Below are 23350 nucleotides of genomic sequence, written 5' to 3'. Positions count from 1 at the left end.
GTAAAAAGACGGCTATGGACATTCGAGCAACTAAGCTTAAACTATTACAGACTATTCTGGATAATGAAAATGAAGAATTCATCCAGAAGCTTTCTGATTTTGTCCAAAAAGAACAACCAGATTTTTGGAAAGAATTGAGCTCAGCAGAGCAAGAAGAAATAGAACAGGGAATTAGGGAATTAGAAAATGGGAAAAGGATTTCTTATGAAGCTTTCCTAAAGAAGATCTCCTGATGAAGGTTTTTCTCTCTGAACTTGCTGAAAACAAACTCCTTCGACTAAATTTTTATTTACTCGAAAAATGGGACAAAAAAACCCGCGATATTTTTCTTCAGAAGTTAAAGGAAAAGATTGAACAAATTTCTCAGCAACCAGAAAGCTGACCAAGATCAAATGATATCGATGTGTGGTAACTAAACAAACTACTTTCTACTACCGGATATTGATGAATTCAAACGAGATTGAAATTATTACTGTTTTTGACACCCGACAAGATCCTGATAAGTTGACTGGGGATCTACAGTAGATAGATTTGTCAGTGGCCAGTGGGCAGAAAAATTGTCATTCTGAACGAGCGGCAGCGAAGTCAAAAATATTAGGGAAAGATATTTCTCTCCCGAAGTTTCGGGATCGAATTGAAGCTACTCATTGCTAATTGTTTATGGATAATTGACCTCCAGATCTCTTAGTGCTCTTCTTTTTAAATCTTGGTGTGCTTTGTGTGAAATTTTTTCATTTTCAAAATCTTAAATTTCCACATCTTCAAATCTTTTCGTCTTGGTTCTTGGCTCTTGATTCTTAAAGCGCAGCGGTCTTTATTTCACATTCTTCGGTACCTTGCCAGAACCATATTTCCTTACATAACCTTCATAATTCCGTACATCATCATCTGCGAGTCGGGCGAAATTACGATAGGCACGTTCCACTTTTTCCGGCGGAGTTTGCTCAAATTCTCGATCAGTTACCTGGTACTGCTCCTGAAGAGAAAGTAATGTTTCATGCAGCTCCTTCTGAATTTCAGCATAATCGGGATGATCATAGATGTTGTTGATCTCCCGCGGATCTTCCTGCAGGTCGTACATTTCCCACTGATCGATATCGTCGTAAAAATGCATGAGTTTATATCTGTCGGTCCTTACCCCGTAGTGTCTCTTCACCATATGGAAAGCAGGAAAATCATAGTAGTGGTAATAAATTGCATTTCTGAAATCTTTTCCGCTTTCACCCTCAGTTAATAAGCCTTTCAATGATTTGCCTTGCATTTCTGAAGGGATTTCGGCCCCGGCAAAATCAAGGAACGTGGGTGCGAAATCCAGGTTTTGAGTAAGCGCATCGATCTCAATACCTGAAGGGATCTCTTGAGGATATTGAACCAGCAACGGCATAGCAAGGGATTCTTCATACATGAAACGCTTGTCAAAAAAGCCTTTTTCACCCAGGTAAAAGCCCTGGTCTGTAGTGTATACTACAATAGTATTTTCCATGAGCCCGTTCTGCTCCAGGTAATCCAGGATCTTTCCTACTCCTTCATCTACAGAGGCCACGGTAGCTAAATAATCTTGTAAATATCGCTGTCCCTTCCATTCTGCCAGTTCCTTTCCTTTCAAATTCGCTTCATGAAAAGCATCATTTTTGGGTCGATAGGCTTCATTCCATGTTCTCCTTTGTTCTTCAGTCATTCGGTCAAAATCGCTGGTCCAGGGATTGTGTGCCAGCGAATCACTTCCTTTTCTAACGCTTAATTTAAGATCATGACCTTCGTACATATCATCATATATGGTTTGAAGTTGCTCCTGTGAGGCAATAGATCCTTCGTGTTCTATGAAGTAAGTCTCCGGTAGCGGGAACTGAACAGTATCATACATGTTGAGGTGCCTCAATGCCGGCATCCAGTTGCGATGCGGCGCCTTGTGCTGTACCATCAAGAGGAAAGGTTCTTCGCTGCCCCCATTTTTCTTCAACCAGTCAAGCCCCATTTCGGTCACAATATCTGTGGCATAACCCTCAATACGCGTTGTGTCTCCCTGCTTAATAAAGTCTGGGTTATAGTAATTTCCCTGATCCACAAGAATATTCCAGTCATCAAAACCTTCGGGCAGGCCGTGCAAATGCCACTTCCCAAAAAGTGCAGTTTTATAGCCCTCTTTTTTTAGATACTTTGGCAACGTGGGCTGGGAACCATCAAACACTTCCCCATTCATTCTGAAGCCGTTCAGGTGACTGTGTTTTCCTGTAAGGATCACCGCCCTGCTCGGTCCGCAAATGGAGTTGGTACAGAAATTAGTGTTGAACTTCGCCCCGTTCCGGGCAATACGATCAATATTAGGAGTGGGCGCAAGTTTGCTTAAGGGATGCCCATACGCGCTGATTGCCTGTGCCGCATGATCATCGGTCATAATGAAGACGATATTTGGCCTTTTTGGCACCTCTTGTTTTTCGTCCTTTTTGCCTTCATTACAAGACATTAAAATGGCTGCGAAACACAGCGAGAAGATTAAATTTAAGCAACACTTCATGTATGTTTTCTTTTCTTTAAACGGTATTCTACTCTATACAATAACTCTCTTAATATTCCACTTTTGGAGCCAGACATGTGCGGGGCTCCAACATTAAATAAGAAAAAGTGCTACTAATATAAAATAGCGGTTGTTCAACGTATTTCAATTTTATATGGAGGCTTAGAAATTACTCTAATAAAGTAAAACTACCCTGCATCTCACAATCTGAAGTGCCGCCAACGAAGAATTCAAATTCTCCCGGCTCGGCAACATACTCGAGTTGGCTGTTATAGAATTTTAAATCTTCAGCAGTCACGGGAAAAACAATTGTCTCGGACTCTCCCGGCTGCAGCTCGATCTTTTCAAAAGCGATAAGTTGCTTTTTTGGAGGAGTGATACTTCTCACCTTGTCATGAATATACAATTGCACCACTTCCTGCCCGGCTCTGTCCCCAACATTGGTAACTGTAACACTAATATTTAAAGTTCCGCCGGGAGTTAAAGTTTCACTATTCGCTTTAATTTTTGAATACTGAAAAAGCGTATAGCTAAGACCATGGCCAAATGGCAATAACGGGGAATTTAGCACATCGAGATAATTTGTTTTAAATTTCTGAAACTCTTCTGTGGGCGCAGGTCTCCCTGTAATTCTTTCCCCGTAGTAAACAGGAATTTGCCCAACATTTCTGGGCCAGCTCATGGTAAGTTTTCCTGAAGGGTTCACATCTCCAAAGACCACATCGGCCACAGCATTGCCCGCTTCAACTCCCGGGTGCCATGCCTGTAGTATGCTAACCGGCATATCCATTTCTTCTGAAATATCCAACGGGCGTCCACTCATCAACAAGAGTACCACAGGCTTTCCGGTTCCCACCAGCTCTCTTATAAGTCGCTTCTGGCTCTCCGGAATTTGAATATTTGTACGGCTTGCGGCCTCCCCGCTCATTTCACTGGCTTCTCCAACAACAGCTACAACAACATCTGAAGCATTAGCGACCTCCAGGGCCTCTTCCAGTAATTGCTCAGGCGACTCTTCAGAAATTATGATCCTCGGCCCAAACACATTCACCTTTTTCGCAAACTCGGGATCATTACTGATATTTGCTCCCTTGGCGTAGGTGATTTCAGCATTAGGGGCGACATTCTTAAAACCTTCCAGCACCGGGATTGAAAGTTGCTGGTCTCCGGTGGGAGCCCAGGTACCGAGCATATTATTCTTATCGTTCGCCAGTGGACCAATAAGGGCAATTTTAGCATCCTTTGAGATCGGAAGATTATTGTCGTGCTTCTTTAGCAAAACGAAAGATTGAGTAGCTGCGTATCGGGCAAAATCCCTGTTTTCTTTTGTTAAAATATCTTTTTCGGGACGGCTGGGATCGGAATATTTGTAAGGGTCATCCAATAATCCCAGTTTATGTTTTGCCTCCAGGATACGACGGGCCGCAGTAGTGATCTCCTCTTCGGTTACCAGACCTTCTTCTACAGATTTTTTAAGAGTGGTGAGAAATCCTTCCCCAACCATATCCATATCAAGACCGGCTTTTAATGCCATGGCAGATACCTGCTGAAGGTCTCCCATTCCGTGCGCGATCATTTCATTAACTGAAGTATAATCTGATACCACAAATCCGTCGAATCCCCAACGCTCTCTTAGAAGATCTGTAAGAAGCCATTTATTTCCGGTTGCCGGTATTCCATCGATATCGTTGAAGGAGGTCATAACACTTCCTACTCCTGCATCTACAGCTGCCTTGTATGGAGGCAGGTACTCATTAAACATTTTGGTACGACTCATATCTACCCGGTTGTAATCCCTTCCTCCTTCGGGGGCACCGTACAGCGCAAGGTGCTTAACAGTAGCGATCATCGTATGCGGTTTAGAAAGATCATCCTGCTGGTATCCATTCACCATTGCTTTAGCGACCTGAGAGCCCAGGTATGCGTCTTCACCTGCTCCTTCGGCCACTCTTCCCCAGCGAGGATCACGGGAGATATCAACCATTGGTGAAAAATTCCAGTTTATTCCATCGGCCGTAGCTTCCTTGGCTGCAATCTGAGCAGTTTTTTCTATCAACTCCATATCCCAGCTGGAAGAAAGTCCAAGAGGAATAGGAAAAGTTGATTTATACCCATGGATCACATCAGAACCGATTAACAAAGGAATTCCTAATCTAGAATTTTTAACTGCTATTTCCTGTGCCTGTCTCACTCTCTCGGGACTGGAAACACCAAACACACCTCCCACATTCCCTGCTTTTATCTTGGCTTCCACATCTTCACTTACCACAGAACCGGTAGCAACTCCCCCGCCAGGGGTCAAAAGGTTAAGCTGCCCTATCTTTTCCTCTAGGGTCATTTCTTCAAGCAACTCTTCCACCTGCGGAATCCTTTCCTGTGCCTGAAGACATGAGAGTCCCATGAAAAGTAAGATCGTGACTGACAGATTGAATTTTTTCATCTTCTTATACTTTAAAATTGATAACTTCTTTCTCTATTTCACTTCCTGGATCTTAGTTCTTTCTGAGATCCCATTTTCATTAAATGCTTCAATACTGAAGTAGTAGGTCGTACCACGATCAAGATTGCGCATAAAATGCTCATTCTTATCATAAATCAACCAGGATTGATATAACTTATCTGGTGCGATTCCCCAGCGAATGTTGTAGCCCTGGGCTCCCTTTACCGGTTCCCATTCAAACGCCGCATCTCTGCGGTCTTCCTGTCGCTCTATAGTAAAGCCTTTAATCTTAGCAGGCTTCTTTCCTAATCCTTTACCGAACACCCTGATCTCTGATAATGCCAGGTTGTTTCCAGGTACTTCGATATTATTATAGCGCACATATTTTGCTTTCACCGGTTGATTGAGAGTAATATATGCATTTGGAGAATCTTCATAACTGTTGCTTCTATCTTCCACCGTTTTCCAGTTCTTCCCATCTTCAGAAATCTCCAGAGTGAATCTATGTCGTAAACCTTCAGTCCGGGTATATATTCCCGCATCCTGATCATGAAAATTCAGCTGAAAAGCATAAATATTTCCGGGAGCCAGCATCTCGATCTCCACCCATTGATTATCATCATTGACTTCGGCAACCCAAAATGATTTAGGACTTTCGTCGGTTAAAACTTCAGATATGATCTCACCTTTACCGTTCGTCTTTAAAGGCATTTCGGTAATGTCATAATCCCCGTCTGTAGATGTACTTTTCCTCACCTGCATCATGGACGAGGAAACAGTTGCCTTTCCTTTGAAAGACAGCAACATCCAGCCGGTATGCTGGCCTGCTTTTGTTGGATGCTCGGGGCCAAAAAGCGGATAATCTCCGTAGCTTGTATTGGTATACATCAATCCTTCCTCATCAAAATAGGTGGGAAACATGCAGAGTCGACGTTCCCAGTGAGAGTTGGAAGCCAGGGCCATGGTAGCGAAATGCCAGTATTGGCCATTGGTCTGTTTTACTGTAATGCCATGTCCTGCACCATTGGCAAATCCGCCCGGTTTAAAACTGTAGGGATTATTTTTCATGTACTTAAAAGGACCTAGCGGGGTTTCCCCAATGTAAGCAGCATCGGCATAAACATTGAACTGGGTTCCCGGTGCGGCATATTGCAAGTAGTATTTCCCGTCATGTTTGGTCATAGAAGCGCCTTCCATGTACCCTTCCTTTAAAGTGGGATGGTAATTATTCTCCCCAAAACGTTCCCACCCGTGCTCTTCTTCGACTAGGTTTATAAGTTCTTTTTCCACCCCGGTTTCAAGAAAACGATCGTCTTTATCCAGCATTTTCACCCTAAGCGGATGAACGTTCGAGGAACCCCAATACAAATAGGCTTTTCCTTCATCATCGATAAATAGTTCTGAATCCTGGATATTACTTGTAATGGAAGCAGTGGGTGACCATTTTCCGCTTTTTGGATCATCTGTGTAAAGTATACTCCCATAACCGGCTGGATCACCTGCAAAATAAACGAGTGAATCCTTATAGTTAAAAGCAGTTGGGGCATTAGAACCCTCGAAGAACCACTGTTTTGGCTTGATGAACTCCCAGTTTACAAGATCACGGGAATGCCAGTAACCAAAGGAACGGGTGACGAACATGTAGTATTCCCCGCGGAATTCGATCACGGCAGGATCTGCTCCCGAGCGATAGGAAATATTTTTACTTGAGTTATAGACCATGTAAGTGTAATCTATATCCAACGGGTTACAATAGGTTTCCGGCACCACTTCCTGGGAATGAAGAATGGCACTGAATATCAAAGCTGCTCCTGTAAGTATATTTTTTAAACTTTTCATTTTATTGCTTTGTTCAATTTTTCATGAGAAAACAACCATGGCAAGAGATAAGGTTCCGCAAGTGCCGAATCCCAGCTGTTGTGATTGTCTTCCGGATAAAGTGATAACTTGGCATTACCGCCATGGGTATTGATCTCTCTCGCCATGACCTTTGAGAATTCAGGAGGTACTATGTCGTCCTGTTCGCCGTGAAAGATCCAGATGGGAAATCCTACGGGATATTTTTCAACTATTGCGGGATCTGCACCACCGCAAATAGCAAAGGCTGCGGCGAACATTTCCGGTCGACGGTATATTAGCTCATAGGTGCCCATACCGCCCATAGATAAGCCCCCCACATAGATCCTGTCTTTGTCCACGAAATCTTCTCTAGAAATTGAATTCAGAAGGGCCATGACCAACTGTAGGGATGTTCTAGGCCCTTCCTCCTTCTTAAAACTAAATTCAAACGGTTTCTTTTCTCTGTCTACTTCCACCCGCGCCCAATAATCTTCTTTTGGAGCCTGCGGAAAAATGACAATTGCCGGAAACTTTTTTCTAATCTCTTCCTTCAGAAATAGTTCTCCTCCATGGGTCAATTGTGCAGAATTGTCATCACCTCTTTCCCCGGCGCCATGGAGGAACAGGACGAGAGAGTACTTTGTGCTTTGATCAAAATTTTTCGGATAGAGAATTCTGTAATTTAAAGTATCATTTTCCTCAATAAAAATTTCCCGCTTATATTCCTCCATGGATTGCGCGTCTACTGAAAAAGGAATGAGCAGCAGGGAATAAAGTAGCGCCAGAATAAGATAAACAAGCCTCATTTTCACCAGAACCATATTAATATTTAAACCCAAGTTTGTCCAATCCCGCTTTTACCTCGGGAGCTTGCATGAAAAGATCCCAGATAAGACCTGTTCGGTGATTTTCTATCATCACTATCATGGGCCCCTGGTCGATAGCCAGATATTGCTTCGCTACCCAGGGTTCTCCCTCCAGGCTATAAGCATCATAAAATCCTGCCGGGCCCCATAATAGTTCATTTTGGTCTTCGTAGAAATACCGGATAGCACGCATAGATTCTTCTGAAGTATAAGGCAATGAACTCACTGCAGCGGTAGGAGACACTACTCCCCTGTCATTATCGGGAGAATGCGCAGTATAGCCAATACCTCCATCTTCTCTGCGAGTATAACTGGCGGTGAGACCCCAGGATGCTTCACTATAGGTCTTATAATTCTTTGGATTTTCCTGGCAGTACTTATAATTAATAAGCGAATGATTTCGATTTACATCCCAATAATTTCCATACCTGTCCTCCAGATCTCTTGGATCAAGACCTAAATAGGAATAATGGGCCCAGAACAGCGGTCCGCCTTTGTCTCCCCTCGTGTTGTGCTTGAGGATCAATGGAAGGCCGTAGGATTCGCCATATGACCTAATGTTTCCGTCTCTTGCCCAACCTTCATGATAGACTTCCGGCTCTATGGAATGATCTGGCGAGGCTGCCGCCATTACATAGGTGATCAAACATTCGTTGTAACCCTGGATCATGAAATTCTTTTCCCATTGATAATCGGGAGACCAGTGCCAAAAAAGGCCGTTTTTGTTATTTGTATAGAAGTTCCACTCAATGCCTTTCCAGAGCCGGTCATATTTTTGAGCTACCGCTTGTTCTTCAGCTGTTCCTTCTTCAAGATATTCCCGAACTACAAGGAATCCCTGTGCCAAAAAAGAGGTTTCCACCAGGTCTCCACCATTATCCTTGGGACTAAATGCCTGAGTCTCTCCTGTTTCTCCATTAATCCAGTGAGGCCAGACTCCATGAAATCTGGTGGTGCTAGCAAGAAAATCTGCAATCTTTTCCAATCTTGCCACAGCTGAATCCCTCGGAATAAAATTTCTCTCCATTCCCACAACCAGACCCATTAGTCCGAAGCCGGTGCCCCCCGTAGTTACTACATGAGCATCATTTCTGGGATAATTACCATCTGGATGAAAACGTTCCCTTGCCATGCCGGAATTGGGTTCGGCGTAATCCCAAAAATATTTGAGGGTCTGCTTCTGTACGATATCCAACAATTTCTCATCGTTGAGATCTTGAGTTAATTCATAATTTGGTCCGAAATTTTCTGCAGTCTCTTCCGCATTTTTGCAACCACTGAAAGTGACAATGAAAAACAGCAAAAAAGGTCCGGTCAGATTTTTCATAAAAGGCAATTGATTTCTTTAATTAATAAGTAAACCCTAGTTTGTCCAGTCCTTCCAGCACTTCATTATTACTCATAAAAAGATCCCACAGCAGTCCTGTTCGATAATTTTCGATCATGCCAATTATTGGCCCCTGATCAATGGCAAGATAACCATCAGCAAACCAGTCTCTTTCTTCTGAAAAAGCATCATAGAAACCATAAGGTCCCCAAAGTTCATCCCCGAGTTCTTCATAGTAGTAGCGCAGGGCCTGCATGGATTCTTCGGGAGTATATGGAAAGGAAGAAAGAGCGGCGGTAGGAGCGATAACACCCAGATCATTTGTAGGACTGTGAGCTGCATATCCATCATAACTATCACTGGCGGTTAATCCCCATGCGCTAGCGCCATAACCTTCATAGTTCTTAGGGTTTGCAATTGCATAATTATAATGGATAAGAGCATGAGCCTCATTCTGCTCCCAGTAGTTGGCGTACTGATCCTCAAGTCCGTTAGGGTCAAGCCCTAAAAATGAATAATGTGCAAAGAACAAAGGTCCTCCATAAGAAGGTCCCAATGGCATTTGTATGTTGTAGTGGTTACGGTTGGTAACTATATTCCCATTGGAAGCCCAACCGGCATCATAAACCTCTTTTTCAATAGGGTACGTAGGTGACGAAGCGGCCAGCACGTAAACAATGAGAGCCTCGTTCCAGCCCGTGACGGGCAAGTTCATTTGAAAATTGTATGTAGGCGACCAATGCCAGTAAAGTACATCCTGTCCATTGGTATACCACGACCATTGTACGTCTTCCCATAAAGCAGTGATCCTGTCCCGGATAATCGTCTCTTCCTCCCCGTTTCCGGAAAAATATTGTCTGTTGATCAAAAGCCCCTGCATGAGTAGGGCCGTCTCCACAAGGTCCCCACCATCATCCATGGTACTAAAAGCTATAGTTTGAGCGGTCTCCCCATTATACCAGTGGGAAAACACCCCGTGATAAGTAGGCACTTTTTCTAAAAAACTTATAATCTTATCCAACCTTTCAATGGCCTGAGATCGGGTGATCCAACCCCGCTCTACTGCAGCGGGAAAAGAAGCAATGCCTAATCCTGAACCACCGGTAGTGACCAATCGCGGGCTCATTCCTCCATAAGCATCGTCCTGGGAACGCTCTCTAGCCAAACCGGAATTAGCTTCTGCAAAATCCCAGAAATATTTAAAGGTCTGTTCCTGTACCAGGTCCAGCAATTCATTATTTGTCAATTGAGGTGCCGGTTCCTCTCCGTTGCCGGGATCGGGAATGTAGGGCTCCTGGTATCCGGGACCTGAATCGTCTGAACAGGCCAGGACAAGAACAAGAAAGTTCACCACAGAAAAATTTTTCAATAGCCTCTTCATAGGGTAAAGATTTGTGAATTAGGGAAAAGAACAGTCCTCAAAAATGTCATTTTAGAGGACTGTTTTTAGTCTCTTTTTAGTCGGCCATATCGGCTTCTATTTCTTCTTCAGAAAGGGCGACTCCATAGAGACGCAGATCATCAATATGGCTCTGATCTGAAAGATGACCCCATTCTGTAAAACGTGGAGCACCGGACATAATAGACAAAAGATCAATACCTGTCCAACTAATACCGGAAATTGCAGATTCCTTTACAGGCTCACCATTAATATACACGATGGCTGTTGTTGGAGAAATTGTGAAGGCTAAATGTATCCATCCTGCATCATTAGGTACATCTGCAGCTGTTCCGCCATCAACCCAGACATCTGCGGTACCGGTACCTACATTTAATTTGAACCGCTGGGTTCCTGCAGCACCATTTTCCCTGAAAAATCTAAATCCTGACGTTCTATCATTTTGTATGTCAGGATATTCGGCTCTTTCCGTATCCGCTGGTCCCATAACCAGAATACCTGCTCTATCTGGAGTGGCATTTAATTTATACCACATAGTAGCACTAAAAGAATCGCCGGTTAAGCCGGTGGCAGGCGCAGTAAGATAAGCACCCTCAGCCCCTGCGTAAGCATTACTTCCTACTTTACCTTCTCCTGCAAAACCGGGAGAACCAACTACTGTTATATTTCGCCCGGATACCTGTTCTACGTAATTTCCCTCAAAAGGTAAATAAAGGGAAAGATCTTCGGAGGGTGGATTAACCATCATATTCACCTCCTCTGCGGTTAAGGCAGCATCAAAAATTCTTAATTCATCAATTAGACTTGTATCTGAGTGATGTCCCCAGCCATTAAAGTTCAATCCTGATCCAATGATGAGATCGTCAACTCCCGTCCAATCAATGGGCATATTACTTACTGGAGTTTCATTCACCAAACTACCATTAAAATAAATCGCTGTTCCGGTTGGAGAAACAGTGACGGTGATATGGGTCCATTCAGGATCTATACTTGAAATGTTACCTCCATTATTCCAGGCAGAGCCATTCCCAGTTCCTACGTTTAATTTAATGACCTGGGCTTCTGCACCAGCAGCTTCCCTGAACAACCTGAAGCCCTGATTGAGGTCATCATCATCGGTTGCAGTTAATATACCTGCTCTACCTACGCCTGGATCCAATTTATACCAAAAGGCCAGGGTGAATTCATTACCCAAATCTGCCAATGGAATGCTGAGGTAAGAATCTGTAGCTCCCATATAAGAACCTGTTCCCTCTTGAGCATCATCTGAGAATCCGGGATTACCAATTTGGGAAGGAGTTTGGAGTTCAATAAGCTCCATAAAATCCATATTGAACGGCATATAAAAGATTTCATTCTCAAAAATAGGTGAGTATGGAGGTTCTTTGCTGAAGTTTATTGTTTCTACCGTTTCATTTCCCTCTATATCTGTCGCCCGCACTGTAATAGTATGCTCCCCAATGGGAAGACCTTCATAAATCACCTCTTTTAGTGCGATTCGGTAATCGGGGAATTCCGTAAAAGAGGCAACTTCTTCTCCATTTACCAGAACAACAATTTCCTGAAGTTCTATGTCATCTTCCACCTCAAGATCTATAACAATTGTAGAGAATTCTACAGCTTCGCTAATAACTGTTCCTTCCTGAGGATATTTAATGTCCACTTCTGGCGCTCCCTGGTCTGGTCCCGGGTCGACTTCGGTTATAGGATCAATTCCTTCCCGCTCACAACCTGCCAGAAAAAAGAGACAGGTAAATATTCCTATGTAAATTCTGTTTAGCTTTTTCATGTTCTTAATCATTTAATAGTAGCAATGCATCATTCATTGCAGTGTTTCTATCAACTGCAGTTGCCTCAAGTGGCAACGCATCCACCTGAGCCTGAGGGTATGGTAAATATTCATCATCAGCAGTAAACGTTCTGCCGCCGTAGCTCAATTCAGAATAATCATCCACTCGAATCATGTCATAATACCGAATTCCCCATTCGAGAGCGAGTTCAGCGAACTTTTCCTCAAGCACCTGGTCAGTAGTAACTCCGCTTAAAGGCGGCATATTACCTCTTTCCCTTACAAGGTTTACAGCCTCGTCTGCACTCATTGCTGTACCACTTGCACCCCGGGTAAGAGCCTCGGCATAGATAAGAAGGATTTCAGCATATCTTATGGCAATTAGGTTTTTACCGGCACCGTAGTTGTTCCTTCCATCAGTTAATTGGATGGAGGGCAAATAATGTTTCCCGCTGGCAAAAAGGGCACGGGCATAGTCGTTAATTACATCCCCGGATGGAGTGACATTAGAAACAAAATCCGGTAGATCTGTATATCCGTCTGCCTCAAGTTCATCTATACCTCTGTCGGTAAAAAGCACGCTGGTTTCAAGTCTTACGGTTTCATCTCTGTCAAGCATAAATTCTATGAATTTTAAACTTGGTTCATAGAATCCCCATCCACCTGAAGCATTTTCTCTGGCCGGATCCCAATTCTGTGGCCCAAACGGAGCATATAGATGGTAAAATGCATCCCCGGCTTCCAATCCGTAATCGGAATATTGCATTTCCAACAGATTCTCATCACTTAGCTCTCCCGGCTTTTTAAATAGTTGGTAGAAGTTGGGGAAAAGAGAGAATTTTCCGGAGCTTATTATTGCCCCGGCAGCATCTGCAACTCCCTGGTAATTTTGCAGTTCCTGTTGAGCCAAAGCCTTTAGAGCATATGCTGTATATGCAGTCACACCTCCAGGTATATCTGTCCTTTGATTTGGTCGAAGGTCTGGCAGTAAAGGAATGGCCTCATCCATTTGATTTGAAATGAATTGCATCACCTCTTCTTTGGAAGAAACCCCCTGTGCGACTTCCTCTTCGGGTTGATTGGAGGTGATAATAAAGACATCCTCCCAGGTACGGGCAAGATTTAGATGAAACCAGGCTCTTAGAACCTTAATTTCAGCTATGTATTGTTCTCCTCTTGCAATGTCATCTCCCGTCGCAAATTCGAGATAATTCTCGATCTGCAGGATTGCGGTATTCATATTAATAATATCGTTGTAATGTACGTTCCACAAAGAGTTGTACATCCAGTAATCTTTGTCATAGTCAAAACGATCTGTGTCTGCAAAAGGCTGCTGGTCTCCCAGTCCTCCTGCGTTCACATCATCACCACGAACTCCAAGCAGGAGAGGTTCTTCCCAACCCCGTGTCGCGAATTCATAATACGCTCCTATAAGAGGAGTTATCATTTCTTCGGAATTGGTATAATCTATGTCACCCGTGTTGAGTTGACCTTCCCGAACATCAAGTTTATCATGACATGAGCTCAGGGTGAAGATCAAAGTAAGCACCAGGAGCTTTGATATAAGAAAAATTAATTTTTTCATCTGTTCTGTAATTAAAATTTGACATTTACACCTACAGTATATATAGCAGGAACCGGATAGGTCTGTCTATCTACACCGTCTGGAACTTCAGCAGTAAAACCGTTGTAATCAAAGAATTCAAAAGGTCTCTCTGCTGTCAGATAAATTCTTGTTGAAGAATAATCCCCCTGTTCTATAGTATAACCCAGCTGAATGTTCTGAATTCTGAAGAAATCTCCGTCTTCAACCCAAAAATCACTCAAACGTTGGTTCCACGCCTTACGTAAACCTGCAGAAGAAGGATATACATTACTGGTGCCTTCTCCATGCCATCTGTTTACGGCCAGGTCTGCATCAAAATTAGTATCCTGAGTAAAAATGATTTCTCCTCTTCTCCTATTCAGGATCTTGTTTCCTCCCTGACCATAAAAGCTAAGTGAGAAGTCAAATCCTTTATAGTTCATTGCAAGGTTACCTCCGTAAGTGTATTTTGGAAGGAAAGAACCTAGTACCACCCTGTCTTCCCCGGTGATCATATTATCTCCGTTTTGATCGCGGTAAATAATATCCCCCGGCTCCAGATTATTGGCCACTGCTATAGGATCGGCTTCTATTTGAGCCTGATTCTGGTAAATTCCTACTCTTTCGTAGCCGTAGAATGCAAACAGGGGACCTCCCTCCATAGTTCTCAATCTAAATTCTGCTGAACCGGCATCCAGGTATCCACTTTCACCGGGAATTTCAATGGCCTCATTTTCAAGAGTGGTAAAGTTTGCTCCAATAGAAAAGTTAAAATCTTCTCCTATGCGACCGGAATAATTGGAATTAAATTCGAATCCTTTGTTCCGGATTGTGCCAGAGTTTCTGTCTACACTGCGGTTAATAATCGGAATATAAACCGGCAAAATAGCATTCTCAGTATCTCTTATATAATAATCTGCCGTTACTGAAAGTCGGTTGTCCAGAACTTCGAAATCAATACCAAAGTTCATTTCTTCAATAACCTCCCAGGTGTTATTTGAAAAAACACTACTGGAGGTTATACCACTTCTTGGAACATCCCCAATAGCTGTGGTGATCACAGTTATAGTATTTGAACCTGTACTTGCTGCAACATTGTCATTACCCAATTTACCCCAGCTTGACCTGAACTTGAGGTAATCGACAACATCATTATCTCCAAAGAAGGATTCTTCCGATACTACCCAACCTAATCCAACCGAAGGGAAATAGCCCCATGGATCCAGTGTAAATTTAGAAGAACCATCTGCTCTTAAGGTACCGTATAGAAGGTAACGATCCTTATAATTATAAGATAACCTACCAAAATAGGATATTCCATAATATCTTCTTCCAATTTCATCTACATTATTATTGAAGGATTCTCTATCTGCAAATCGAAGGTAACGACTGGATTCCAGTTGTATTCCTGCAATATCCTGTCCTGTAGCTCTAAAATTATTAGACGCTTCATCTCTGTAAGATGTACCGGCCATTAAGGTAACATCGTGATCCCCGAAGGTATCACTATAGGTAAGAATGTTATCCCAGTATTGATTTGAAAAAGTATTATTAGCCCTTGTAATGGCAGATCTAACGTCAAAATTATTTCCAAGATTATAAGGAAGATTAACATATCGCTCCTCTAAAGCAGTGAAGTTGTGGCTGTAGGTGGTCTTAAGATCCAGTTTGTCTTCAATAATGTCATACTGAAAAAAGACTGTAGACAGTAATTTCCTTAATTTAATACGGTTCTCATTGAAGTCCATTACAGGAAATGGATTTTGAGGAGAGCGATAGCCAAGCAGCTGTGCATTAGCGTATGGAATTGGAGATGCCTCTGTATTTTGAGGGTCGAGAACAGGCAAAATTGGAACTGCAAAGTAAGCAGTAAACCAGGCAGCATTTTCAGGAGCGTACTTTGTTGCATTACTAAAGACAAAATTAGTTCCTGCCGTAAGCCTGTCTGTAATATCAATATCTACTTTAGATCTAACGTTAAATCGTTCATACTCATTTTTCATATCCAGGATTCCTTCCTGCTCAAAATAGTTCACTCCTACGGAATAAGCTGTATTCTCACCTCCCCCGGAAACACCTAAACTATGGCTTTGCATAAAACCATCTCTTAAGATCTCTTCGTACCAATCTGTGTTAACATCGGGAATATTAGGATTTATCCTGCTTCGTCCAAATCGTTGCATAGCATTTAATATAAACTGCACATCTGGAGTTGATCCCGATTCATACGCCAGAGTAGTGAATTGTTCGGCATTTGCCATCTTGACCACATTCTGTGCGCGCTGGATTCCTGTATAGCCGTCATATTCAAATTGAGGTTTTTGATCCTGTCTACCGGATTTTGTCTCAATAATTATAACCCCGTTGGCAGCTCTAACACCATAGATAGCAGATGAAGAAGCATCTTTTAAGATATTAATACTCTTAATATCTTTCGTGTTTAAAAAGTCGATGTTGTTATATAAGGTACCATCAACTACATAGAGCACATTGGTCGCATCGGTATACGTCCCAAGGCCCCGCACTCTAACATTAGGCGAATCTCCAGGAGAACCAACTGCAGTCACCTGTACACCGGGCACCTTACCTTGTAAGGATTGCATTACATTGGAGGTAGGTGTTTTCTCAATTTCCTCCGACTGAATGCTAACTATAGAACCGGTAAGATCTGATTTTTTCTGAGTACCATAACCAATTACCACAACCTCCTCAAGAGTTGCGGCATCCTGATCGAGAGTTATCAGGTAATTATCAGTATCGACTACGGGCAATTCCTTAGGAAGGAAACCTAAGAATGTAACGCGAAAGGTATCTCCTTCCACGACCCCTTCAAGGGTGAAATTTCCATCAAAATCGGTTACATCAAAAATGTTTTTACCGATTACCTTTACCTCTGCCCCGGGTAAAGGCAAATTCTCGGAATCAACAACAGTACCCGTAATTGTTTTAGGTTGCTGTGCATATCCCATTCCGAAGAACAGAAGTGACAGAGCTGTTAGTAGTAACTTGTGTTTCATAAGGTAAACCGTTTACAAAATTTATAATGAAAGTACTTCAGTCTTCAGAATTGACGAAAACGTTATAGTACATATTTACTACATCAGGAGAATATACCGACTTAAGGTACTGTTTTTAAATATATTGGCCCAAAAATGAAGTATAATTTATTCTGTTAAATTACACTATGATGTAGTAATGTTGTAGTGGTATTTTACACCCTAGGAAGAAAAATATGCCTTAGAAATTTGAAATAAGCCAGTTTGTAAGATTTTCAGCAGTGTCCACATCAAGCTTTTTCCTCAAGCGATATCGGTGCACTTCAACTCCTCTTACACTTATTCCCATTAAGGGGGCAATTTCCTTGGAAGAAAGGTTCATTTTAAGATAGGCACACAACTTTAGATCCTTATTTGTGAGTTGTGGATATTTCGCTAACAGATCCTTAAAGAAATCTTCATGGAGCTCATTAAAGTTTGTTTCAAAGATCTTCCATTCATCATCGTTCTTTACAGCACTATTGATCTTATTCATAATGTGCTTCATGCGGTATTGATTAGAAAATTTCTCCTTGTCCTTATTTAGCTCTCCCTGTATTTGCATGAGCACCTCATTTTTCTTTGCTGCCATTACGGTAGAATTAGCCAGTTCTTTCCTCTTGAGATTGATCTCACTTAAAAGTTGCTCTTTCTCAAGCTTGTTCATCTTTTCTTCATGCTCCCTTTCATACTGAAGTTGCAGTTGTTGCCGGTGCTTTTGGAGTTTCATCTTGTTGACAAAATATATAAGGACTACCAAAAGGACCAGCAAAAGGAGGTACAGCAGTTTCATTCTATCTTGCAAATACCAGGGAGGATCCACTACAAATTGGAAAGCATTTAACACTGAAGCGTTCTTTTGAGAACCTACAGCCGTTAATTTGAGTTCATATTCATCATACGGCAAATTTTGAAAATGTATCCTTCCATCGACCACTTTCCCTTTTACAGGTGAACTGTTATTACCTGAAAGTTCATAATTCAATTCCACAGCATCTGATACCGGAAGACCTGCCAATACAGTAACTTCCCTGGCCTCCTTACTGGATATATGAGGAACAGTATTAAGGTTATGATCTTCACTCGCATCATAAAATTTTTGCACTACAGGTTTACTCAGTTGTTCCTCATCGATGTGGTCCTTTAGTTTTTCCAAATTTATACTCGCAAAGCCGTCATGTAAGCTTATAAAATAGATCGAATCATTCACCTTAACCAACCGTTCATGATTCTTTACCAATCTGTTATTCAACATGCCGCCGGAGATAAAGATCTTCCTATCCTCAAAATCGGTAATCTCCAGCAAATCTTCTTCAGAATTGAGGAACCAGAAATATCCCTCCTCCCCGGTAAGGAGACGGCTGTTGTCATAGGCCTGCCATTCATTTAGCCTTTCAAGCTTTTCCTTAAATGGATTATACCTATACCATTTACCATTGCTCAAAACAGTTATTTGATTTCTAAACTTGAAGACCTCTGCGTTATAATCTCCTACAGGATTCCCTGAAGTTATCTTATTCACAAAAGTGGTGCTGTCACCTTCAGGCGAAAGACCTATTCTATAAATCCCTTCATAAGCATCTGTTGCCCACAATGTTTCAGAATTTTCGACCAGCATTTTCTTCACCGGAAAATTAACATTGTTAAGCCGTTCAACCTCGCCATTGGCCTCACTGTAAAGATCTATACCTGTATAATTTCCAATAAAGTAGTTCCCCCGATCGCGCTCTAATACCTGAAAACTACCAGTGCGTTCACTAATTGGAATAAAAGCATTATTTCTTACCTGGAAGGTACCGTTATTGTGATTCGCATACATTACCCCGTCGTATACCTGAAGATTCCAACAGTGTCCTTCTGCTCCTTCCAATAATTCCAACTTATTCCCATCCAGTTTAAACACGCCGGTGTTACTCGCGAGATATAATTTGTTGTCGTGGTATACCAGATCGTAAACGGAACCGAGCTCCCCACTTTCATCTGTAAAAAATTCCACCGGAGAATTTATATCCACAGCATCGATCCCGTTGTCTAATCCCAGCCAGATCTTTCCGTTCCTGTTCGCCATGGACAATACTGTATTGTTCTGCAAACCATCTCTACGGTTGTACGTTTGAACCTCCTCATCCTCTTGTTCATAGTAGATGATACCATTTTTAAGAGTACCTATTACAAGACCCTTAGAGCCAAGAGAAAGAACATGATTGAGTTCATATTGTTGTAGCTCTTTTTGAAGGTCAAGATTCTTTAATTCTTTTAGCCTCTCGCCGTCGTGAAGAAAGACTCCATCCTTTACACCAATTAGCAATTGACCCTCATGCATGATCAACTCCCTTACAACTTTTCCTTCCAGTAAGCTCTGGCCTGGCAGCGGAACAAGATCTCCCGATTCCTCTAAATAGAACAAACCTGAATTGCCAACACTTACCACCAGCCTGCCATTGAAGACCTCCATTTGATTTACATTGATTCTCTTTACCGGAGTAAGGCTATTCCCCTTGTATCGATAAATAGCCCCAAATGACCTGAAATAAACAGTATCGTTAAGAGCAATAATTTCCCAGAATTCTTCACTCTGCAGTTCATACTTTCCCAGTAATGGAATAAGTGATGTATAACACATATCCCCTTTATGGTCCTTTTGCCAGTATCCAAATTCCCTGTAAGAACCGATATATATCCTATCTCCATGAGGATAAACAGAGCGAATAATGGAACCGCTTTCAAGGGGAAACAACTCCCAACGTTGTCCATCAAAAGATAAAAGCCCCTGAGTGTTGGCGGCATAAATAATTCCTTCTTCATTAAGATCAATATCCCAGTTTTGGCTACCGCCCTTGTATTGAATGGAAGAAAAGTTCTGTATAGGCGGTGAAAGCTTCTGTGCTGTAGCGGAAAATATTGGTAATATTATGGCTATCAACATTTTGAGCTTAGAAATATTCATGTCTGGAAATGGTTTGAGCAGGTATTGAGCAAGTGATTTCTTCAGATAAAAGTAATATTTTTTGCTATTTTAAAGATACTTTTCAGCAAAAAGGAATCCTTCTTCACGAGAAGGTTGACCAAGAAGGTAGAATAGGAAAGCTTTAGGATTCTAAGTAGTGTAAATTAAACCTACTTTTTACGCTCAATCACGTAGTTCACCATGAGAACAAGAGAATCCTTATAAGGAGAATCAGGATATTCTTCAAGTAAGGAAAGAGCCTGCTGTTGAAAATCTTTCATTCTGCCAACGGCGTAATCAAGACCTCCGTTCGCTTTGACAAAATTGATCACTTCTTTTACGCGCTTAGTGTCCTTGTTGTGATTCTTCACAGAGTTAATGAGCCACGCTTTTTCTTTAGGCTCAATTTTATTCAGCACGTGGATGAGAGGAAGCGTCATTTTTTGCTCCTTGATATCTATTCCGGTAGGTTTGCCTATGCGCTCGTTGCCGTAATCGAAAAGATCGTCCTTAATTTGAAAAGCCATCCCAATCAATTCTCCGAAATGTCTCATTTTCTCAACTTCCGGAGATTCGGGAAGTACAGATGCTGCGCCCAGGCTACAACAGGCAGCTATAAGAGTAGCTGTCTTTTGCCGAATGATCTCGTAATAGATATCTTCGGTAATATCCAGACGACGCGCTTTTTCGATCTGGAGAAGTTCTCCTTCACTCATTTCTCTTACAGCAACCGAAATGATCTTTAGAAGATCAAAGTCATTATTATCTATGGAAAGTAAAAGTCCTTTAGAAAGCAGATAATCTCCCACCAAAACAGCGATCTTGTTCTTCCAGAGCGCATTGATGGAAAAGAAGCCTCTGCGCCGGTTAGAGTCATCTACCACGTCATCATGAACAAGAGTAGCGGTATGTATCAACTCTATTACCGAGGCGCCACGATAAGTACGTTCATTCACTTTCCCATCAGAGACCATCTTGGCCACCAGGAAAACGAACATGGGGCGCATTTGTTTCCCTTTGCGATTGACAATAAAGTGGGTAATACGGTTGAGAAGGGCCACTTTGGAAGACATGGATTCGGTGAACTTTTTTTCAAAAAGTTCCATCTCACTTTCGACCGGCAATTTAATTTTAGAGATCACCTTCATAAGGGCTGCTAAGATAGTTAAAAGATTATTTCTTAACTCCCTGAAATTTTGCCCTTTTTGAAGGGTCTAGACCGTAACTTCTTTAGATTTATTAGCGAGTTGCCCGCAGGCTGCATCTATGTCCTTACCACGGGAGCGGCGAACAGTACAGGTGATACCATTTCGCTCCAGTTCCCTAACATACATATTGGTCGTCTCCTCGGGCGCCTGCATGAAATGATCGTCGCCGATTGGATTGTATTCGATAAGATTCACTTTACAGGGCACATACTTGCTAAATCTCACCAGGGCATCCACATCTTTCTTAGAGTCATTGATCCCCTTCCAGACCACATATTCATAGGTGATCCGGCTTTTTGTCTTTGCATACCAATACTCCAGTGCATCTCTTAGATCATTAAGCGGAAAGGTTGCGTTAAAAGGCATAATTGATGTCCTCACCTCATCTATAGCTGAGTGTAGTGAAACCGCCAACTTGAATTTCACCTCCTCATCGGCCAGTCTTTTTATCATTTTTGGCACCCCAGAAGTTGAAACGGTAATTCGCTTTGGGGACATCCCAAGCCCTTCGGGAGAAGTGATCTTCTCAATAGCCTTTAGGACATTGTTGTAGTTCATGAGCGGTTCTCCCATCCCCATAAAGACAATGTTGGAAAGCGGCTTATCGAAATACAGTCTGCTCTCGTTATCTATCGCCACCACCTGATCATAGATCTCATCTGGGTTCAGGTTTCTCATTCGCTTTAGCTTTGCTGTAGCACAGAATTTACAATCCAGGCTGCAGCCTACCTGTGAAGAGACACATGCCGTGGTCCGACTGGCTGTAGGAATTAACACCGATTCCACGGTAAGATCATCATGCAGCTTAACTGCATTTTTGATGGTGCCATCGCTACTGCGCTGCATTTGGTCCACCCGTATGTGATTGATCACAAAATTTTCACTCAGCATTTGACGTGTCTCCTTTGAAATATTGGTCATATCTTCAAAAGAATGAGCTCCTTTTCCCCACAACCACTCATAAACCTGAGTTCCACGGAAGGATTTATCCCCCTGAGAAACAAAGAATTGCTGAAGCTGCTCCTTGGTCAAAGCCCGTATGTCTTTCTTATCATTTTTCACGCTGCAAAAGTACTAAAGTAAATGCGATTTTAAACACCTCTTAAAAATGTCATTTTTGAGGATCAATAAGTTAGCCAGTTTTAATTGAGGTTTATAAAATTAAAATTCAGGATCTTTTGACTTTTAAATCATACTGTGGTGATAAATAAAAGCAAAAAAGGATGCTGAAACAAGTTCAGCATGACGTAAAATATAAAAACCTCACCGTTCCGATAGCTATCGGGTTGTGAGGTTTTTAATTTAATTACTGCCTACTAATGACTGCGCACTGCCTCCTTAAAGTATAAGCATCGCGTCGCCGTAAGTGTAGAACTTATATTTCTCTTTTACTGCTTCAGCATAAGCTTTCTTCATGAAATCATGTCCTGCAAATGCCGACACCATCATTAATAAAGTTGACTTTGGAGTGTGGAAATTAGTGATCATACAATTAGCAATGCTAAAATCGTATGGAGGGAAAATGAACTTATTGGTCCATCCCTGGAATTCATTCAAAGTTTTATTTGAAGAAACCGAACTCTCCAATGAACGCATAACAGTTGTTCCCACAGCACAAACTCTGCGTTTCTCCTGAATTGCTTTGTTAATGGTCTCTACTGCCGGCTTTTCAATATAAGCTTCTTCACTGTCCATTTTATGCTTGGAAAGATCTTCCACCTCAACCGGGCTAAAAGTTCCTAACCCAACATGCAATGTCACTTCAGCAAAGTTCACTCCTTTTATCTCCAGCCTTTTTAGCAGGTGCTTAGAAAAGTGAAGACCTGCAGTGGGCGCAGCTACGGCACCTTCAGATTTTGCGTATATTGTTTGATAACGTTCCTTATCTTCAGGCTGCACCTCTCTCTTTATGTACTTTGGCAGCGGAGTTTCTCCGAGCTCTGTCAATTTATTACGAAATTCCTCGTAAGAACCATCGTAAAGAAAACGAAGGGTCCTTCCGCGGGAAGTGGTATTGTCAATTACTTCAGCTACAAGGCTTTCGTCTTCCCCGAAGTAAAGTTTATTTCCAATTCTAATTTTTCTGGCGGGATCTACCAGCACATCCCATAAACGGGTTTCAGCATTAAGTTCTCTCAACAAAAACACCTCAATTCGGGCACCTGTCTTTTCTTTATTTCCAAAAAGACGTGCAGGAAATACCTTAGTGTTGTTCAACACCATCACGTCTTCCGGTTCAAAATAATCGATAAGATCTTTAAAGTGCTTGTGCTCAATTGTTTGATCCTTCCTGTTCAAGACCATCAAACGGGCTTCATCCCTGTTCTCGGCAGGATATTCGGCCAAAAGTTCCGGCGGAAGGTCAAAATTGAAGTGCGATAATTTCATTCCCATATAAGA

General features: G+C 42.1%; 14 protein-coding genes. 1 reads left to right on the top strand and 13 read right to left on the bottom strand.

Annotated features, from left to right (window positions below; all coding sequences use genetic code 11):
• Window positions 1-14: 14 nt before the first annotated feature.
• Window positions 15-233, top strand: a complete 219-nt coding sequence (locus ACXYMT_RS05570) for a hypothetical protein (protein WP_459058095.1) — start codon at window positions 15-17, stop codon at window positions 231-233.
• A 581-nt stretch (window positions 234-814) separates the two neighbouring features.
• On the opposite strand, the gene ACXYMT_RS05565 is transcribed toward ACXYMT_RS05570, so the two are convergent.
• The 13 genes from ACXYMT_RS05565 to queA form a co-directional block, all read right to left on the bottom strand.
• Window positions 815-2515 carry a sulfatase family protein gene (locus tag ACXYMT_RS05565; protein WP_459058094.1) on the bottom strand — a complete coding sequence of 567 codons (1701 nt, stop codon included), beginning with the start codon at window positions 2513-2515 and terminating at the stop codon, window positions 815-817.
• A gap of 169 nt (window positions 2516-2684) precedes the next feature.
• Window positions 2685-4955: a beta-glucosidase BglX gene (gene bglX, locus ACXYMT_RS05560; RefSeq protein WP_459058093.1), complete on the bottom strand. Its 2271-nt coding sequence runs from the start codon at window positions 4953-4955 to the stop codon at window positions 2685-2687.
• A 33-nt stretch (window positions 4956-4988) separates the two neighbouring features.
• Window positions 4989-6794: a family 43 glycosylhydrolase gene (locus ACXYMT_RS05555; protein ID WP_459058092.1), complete on the bottom strand. Its 1806-nt coding sequence runs from the start codon at window positions 6792-6794 to the stop codon at window positions 4989-4991.
• Window positions 6791-7600, bottom strand: a complete 810-nt coding sequence (locus ACXYMT_RS05550; RefSeq protein WP_459058091.1) for a carboxylesterase family protein — start codon at window positions 7598-7600, stop codon at window positions 6791-6793. Before ACXYMT_RS05550 ends, ACXYMT_RS05555 begins: the two co-directional genes overlap by 4 nt.
• A gap of 16 nt (window positions 7601-7616) precedes the next feature.
• Complete coding sequence (locus ACXYMT_RS05545; protein ID WP_459058090.1) at window positions 7617-8987, bottom strand: glucoamylase family protein; 1371 nt, start codon at window positions 8985-8987, stop codon at window positions 7617-7619.
• A gap of 22 nt (window positions 8988-9009) precedes the next feature.
• Window positions 9010-10368, bottom strand: coding sequence for a glucoamylase family protein (locus tag ACXYMT_RS05540; RefSeq protein WP_459058089.1), 1359 nt, complete (start codon window positions 10366-10368; stop codon window positions 9010-9012).
• 76 nt (window positions 10369-10444) lie between these two features.
• Window positions 10445-12175 (bottom strand): LamG-like jellyroll fold domain-containing protein, encoded by a 1731-nt coding sequence (locus ACXYMT_RS05535; protein WP_459058088.1) that lies wholly within the window; start codon window positions 12173-12175, stop codon window positions 10445-10447.
• Window positions 12176-12179: 4 nt separating this feature from the next.
• Entirely contained in the window at window positions 12180-13760 is a 1581-nt protein-coding gene (locus tag ACXYMT_RS05530; RefSeq protein WP_459058087.1) for a RagB/SusD family nutrient uptake outer membrane protein, read from the bottom strand.
• Between the two features lie 11 nt (window positions 13761-13771).
• Window positions 13772-16777 (bottom strand): SusC/RagA family TonB-linked outer membrane protein, encoded by a 3006-nt coding sequence (locus ACXYMT_RS05525; RefSeq protein WP_459058086.1) that lies wholly within the window; start codon window positions 16775-16777, stop codon window positions 13772-13774.
• A 220-nt stretch (window positions 16778-16997) separates the two neighbouring features.
• Window positions 16998-19742, bottom strand: coding sequence for a helix-turn-helix and ligand-binding sensor domain-containing protein (locus tag ACXYMT_RS05520; protein ID WP_459058085.1), 2745 nt, complete (start codon window positions 19740-19742; stop codon window positions 16998-17000).
• Window positions 19743-19912: 170 nt separating this feature from the next.
• A complete protein-coding gene (locus ACXYMT_RS05515) occupies window positions 19913-20890 on the bottom strand; it encodes a polyprenyl synthetase family protein (RefSeq protein ID WP_459058084.1) in 978 nt (325 codons plus the stop codon).
• Between the two features lie 66 nt (window positions 20891-20956).
• Complete coding sequence (gene rlmN, locus ACXYMT_RS05510) at window positions 20957-22012, bottom strand: 23S rRNA (adenine(2503)-C(2))-methyltransferase RlmN (protein WP_459058083.1); 1056 nt, start codon at window positions 22010-22012, stop codon at window positions 20957-20959.
• Between the two features lie 276 nt (window positions 22013-22288).
• Complete coding sequence (queA, locus tag ACXYMT_RS05505; protein ID WP_459059150.1) at window positions 22289-23338, bottom strand: tRNA preQ1(34) S-adenosylmethionine ribosyltransferase-isomerase QueA; 1050 nt, start codon at window positions 23336-23338, stop codon at window positions 22289-22291.
• Between the last annotated feature and the right edge of the window lie 12 nt (window positions 23339-23350).

The organism is Salinimicrobium sp. CAU 1759 (assembly GCF_054482715.1).
Note: the sequence above shows the minus strand (reverse complement) of the source record. Positions and strands in the feature narration are given on the sequence as shown.

What these genes read in the sequence shown, in the direction of transcription:
- ACXYMT_RS05570 (WP_459058095.1), top strand. Translation starts at nt 15, where the DNA reads ATGGACATTCGAGCAACTAAGCTTAAACTATTACAGACTATTCTGGAT.
- ACXYMT_RS05565 (WP_459058094.1), bottom strand. Translation starts at nt 2,515, where the DNA reads ATGAAGTGTTGCTTAAATTTAATCTTCTCGCTGTGTTTCGCAGCCATT.
- bglX (WP_459058093.1), bottom strand. Translation starts at nt 4,955, where the DNA reads ATGAAAAAATTCAATCTGTCAGTCACGATCTTACTTTTCATGGGACTC.
- ACXYMT_RS05555 (WP_459058092.1), bottom strand. Translation starts at nt 6,794, where the DNA reads ATGAAAAGTTTAAAAAATATACTTACAGGAGCAGCTTTGATATTCAGT.
- ACXYMT_RS05550 (WP_459058091.1), bottom strand. Translation starts at nt 7,600, where the DNA reads ATGAGGCTTGTTTATCTTATTCTGGCGCTACTTTATTCCCTGCTGCTC.
- ACXYMT_RS05545 (WP_459058090.1), bottom strand. Translation starts at nt 8,987, where the DNA reads ATGAAAAATCTGACCGGACCTTTTTTGCTGTTTTTCATTGTCACTTTC.
- ACXYMT_RS05540 (WP_459058089.1), bottom strand. Translation starts at nt 10,368, where the DNA reads ATGAAGAGGCTATTGAAAAATTTTTCTGTGGTGAACTTTCTTGTTCTT.
- ACXYMT_RS05535 (WP_459058088.1), bottom strand. Translation starts at nt 12,175, where the DNA reads ATGAAAAAGCTAAACAGAATTTACATAGGAATATTTACCTGTCTCTTT.
- ACXYMT_RS05530 (WP_459058087.1), bottom strand. Translation starts at nt 13,760, where the DNA reads ATGAAAAAATTAATTTTTCTTATATCAAAGCTCCTGGTGCTTACTTTG.
- ACXYMT_RS05525 (WP_459058086.1), bottom strand. Translation starts at nt 16,777, where the DNA reads ATGAAACACAAGTTACTACTAACAGCTCTGTCACTTCTGTTCTTCGGA.
- ACXYMT_RS05520 (WP_459058085.1), bottom strand. Translation starts at nt 19,742, where the DNA reads ATGAATATTTCTAAGCTCAAAATGTTGATAGCCATAATATTACCAATA.
- ACXYMT_RS05515 (WP_459058084.1), bottom strand. Translation starts at nt 20,890, where the DNA reads ATGAAGGTGATCTCTAAAATTAAATTGCCGGTCGAAAGTGAGATGGAA.
- queA (WP_459059150.1), bottom strand. Translation starts at nt 23,338, where the DNA reads ATGAAATTATCGCACTTCAATTTTGACCTTCCGCCGGAACTTTTGGCC.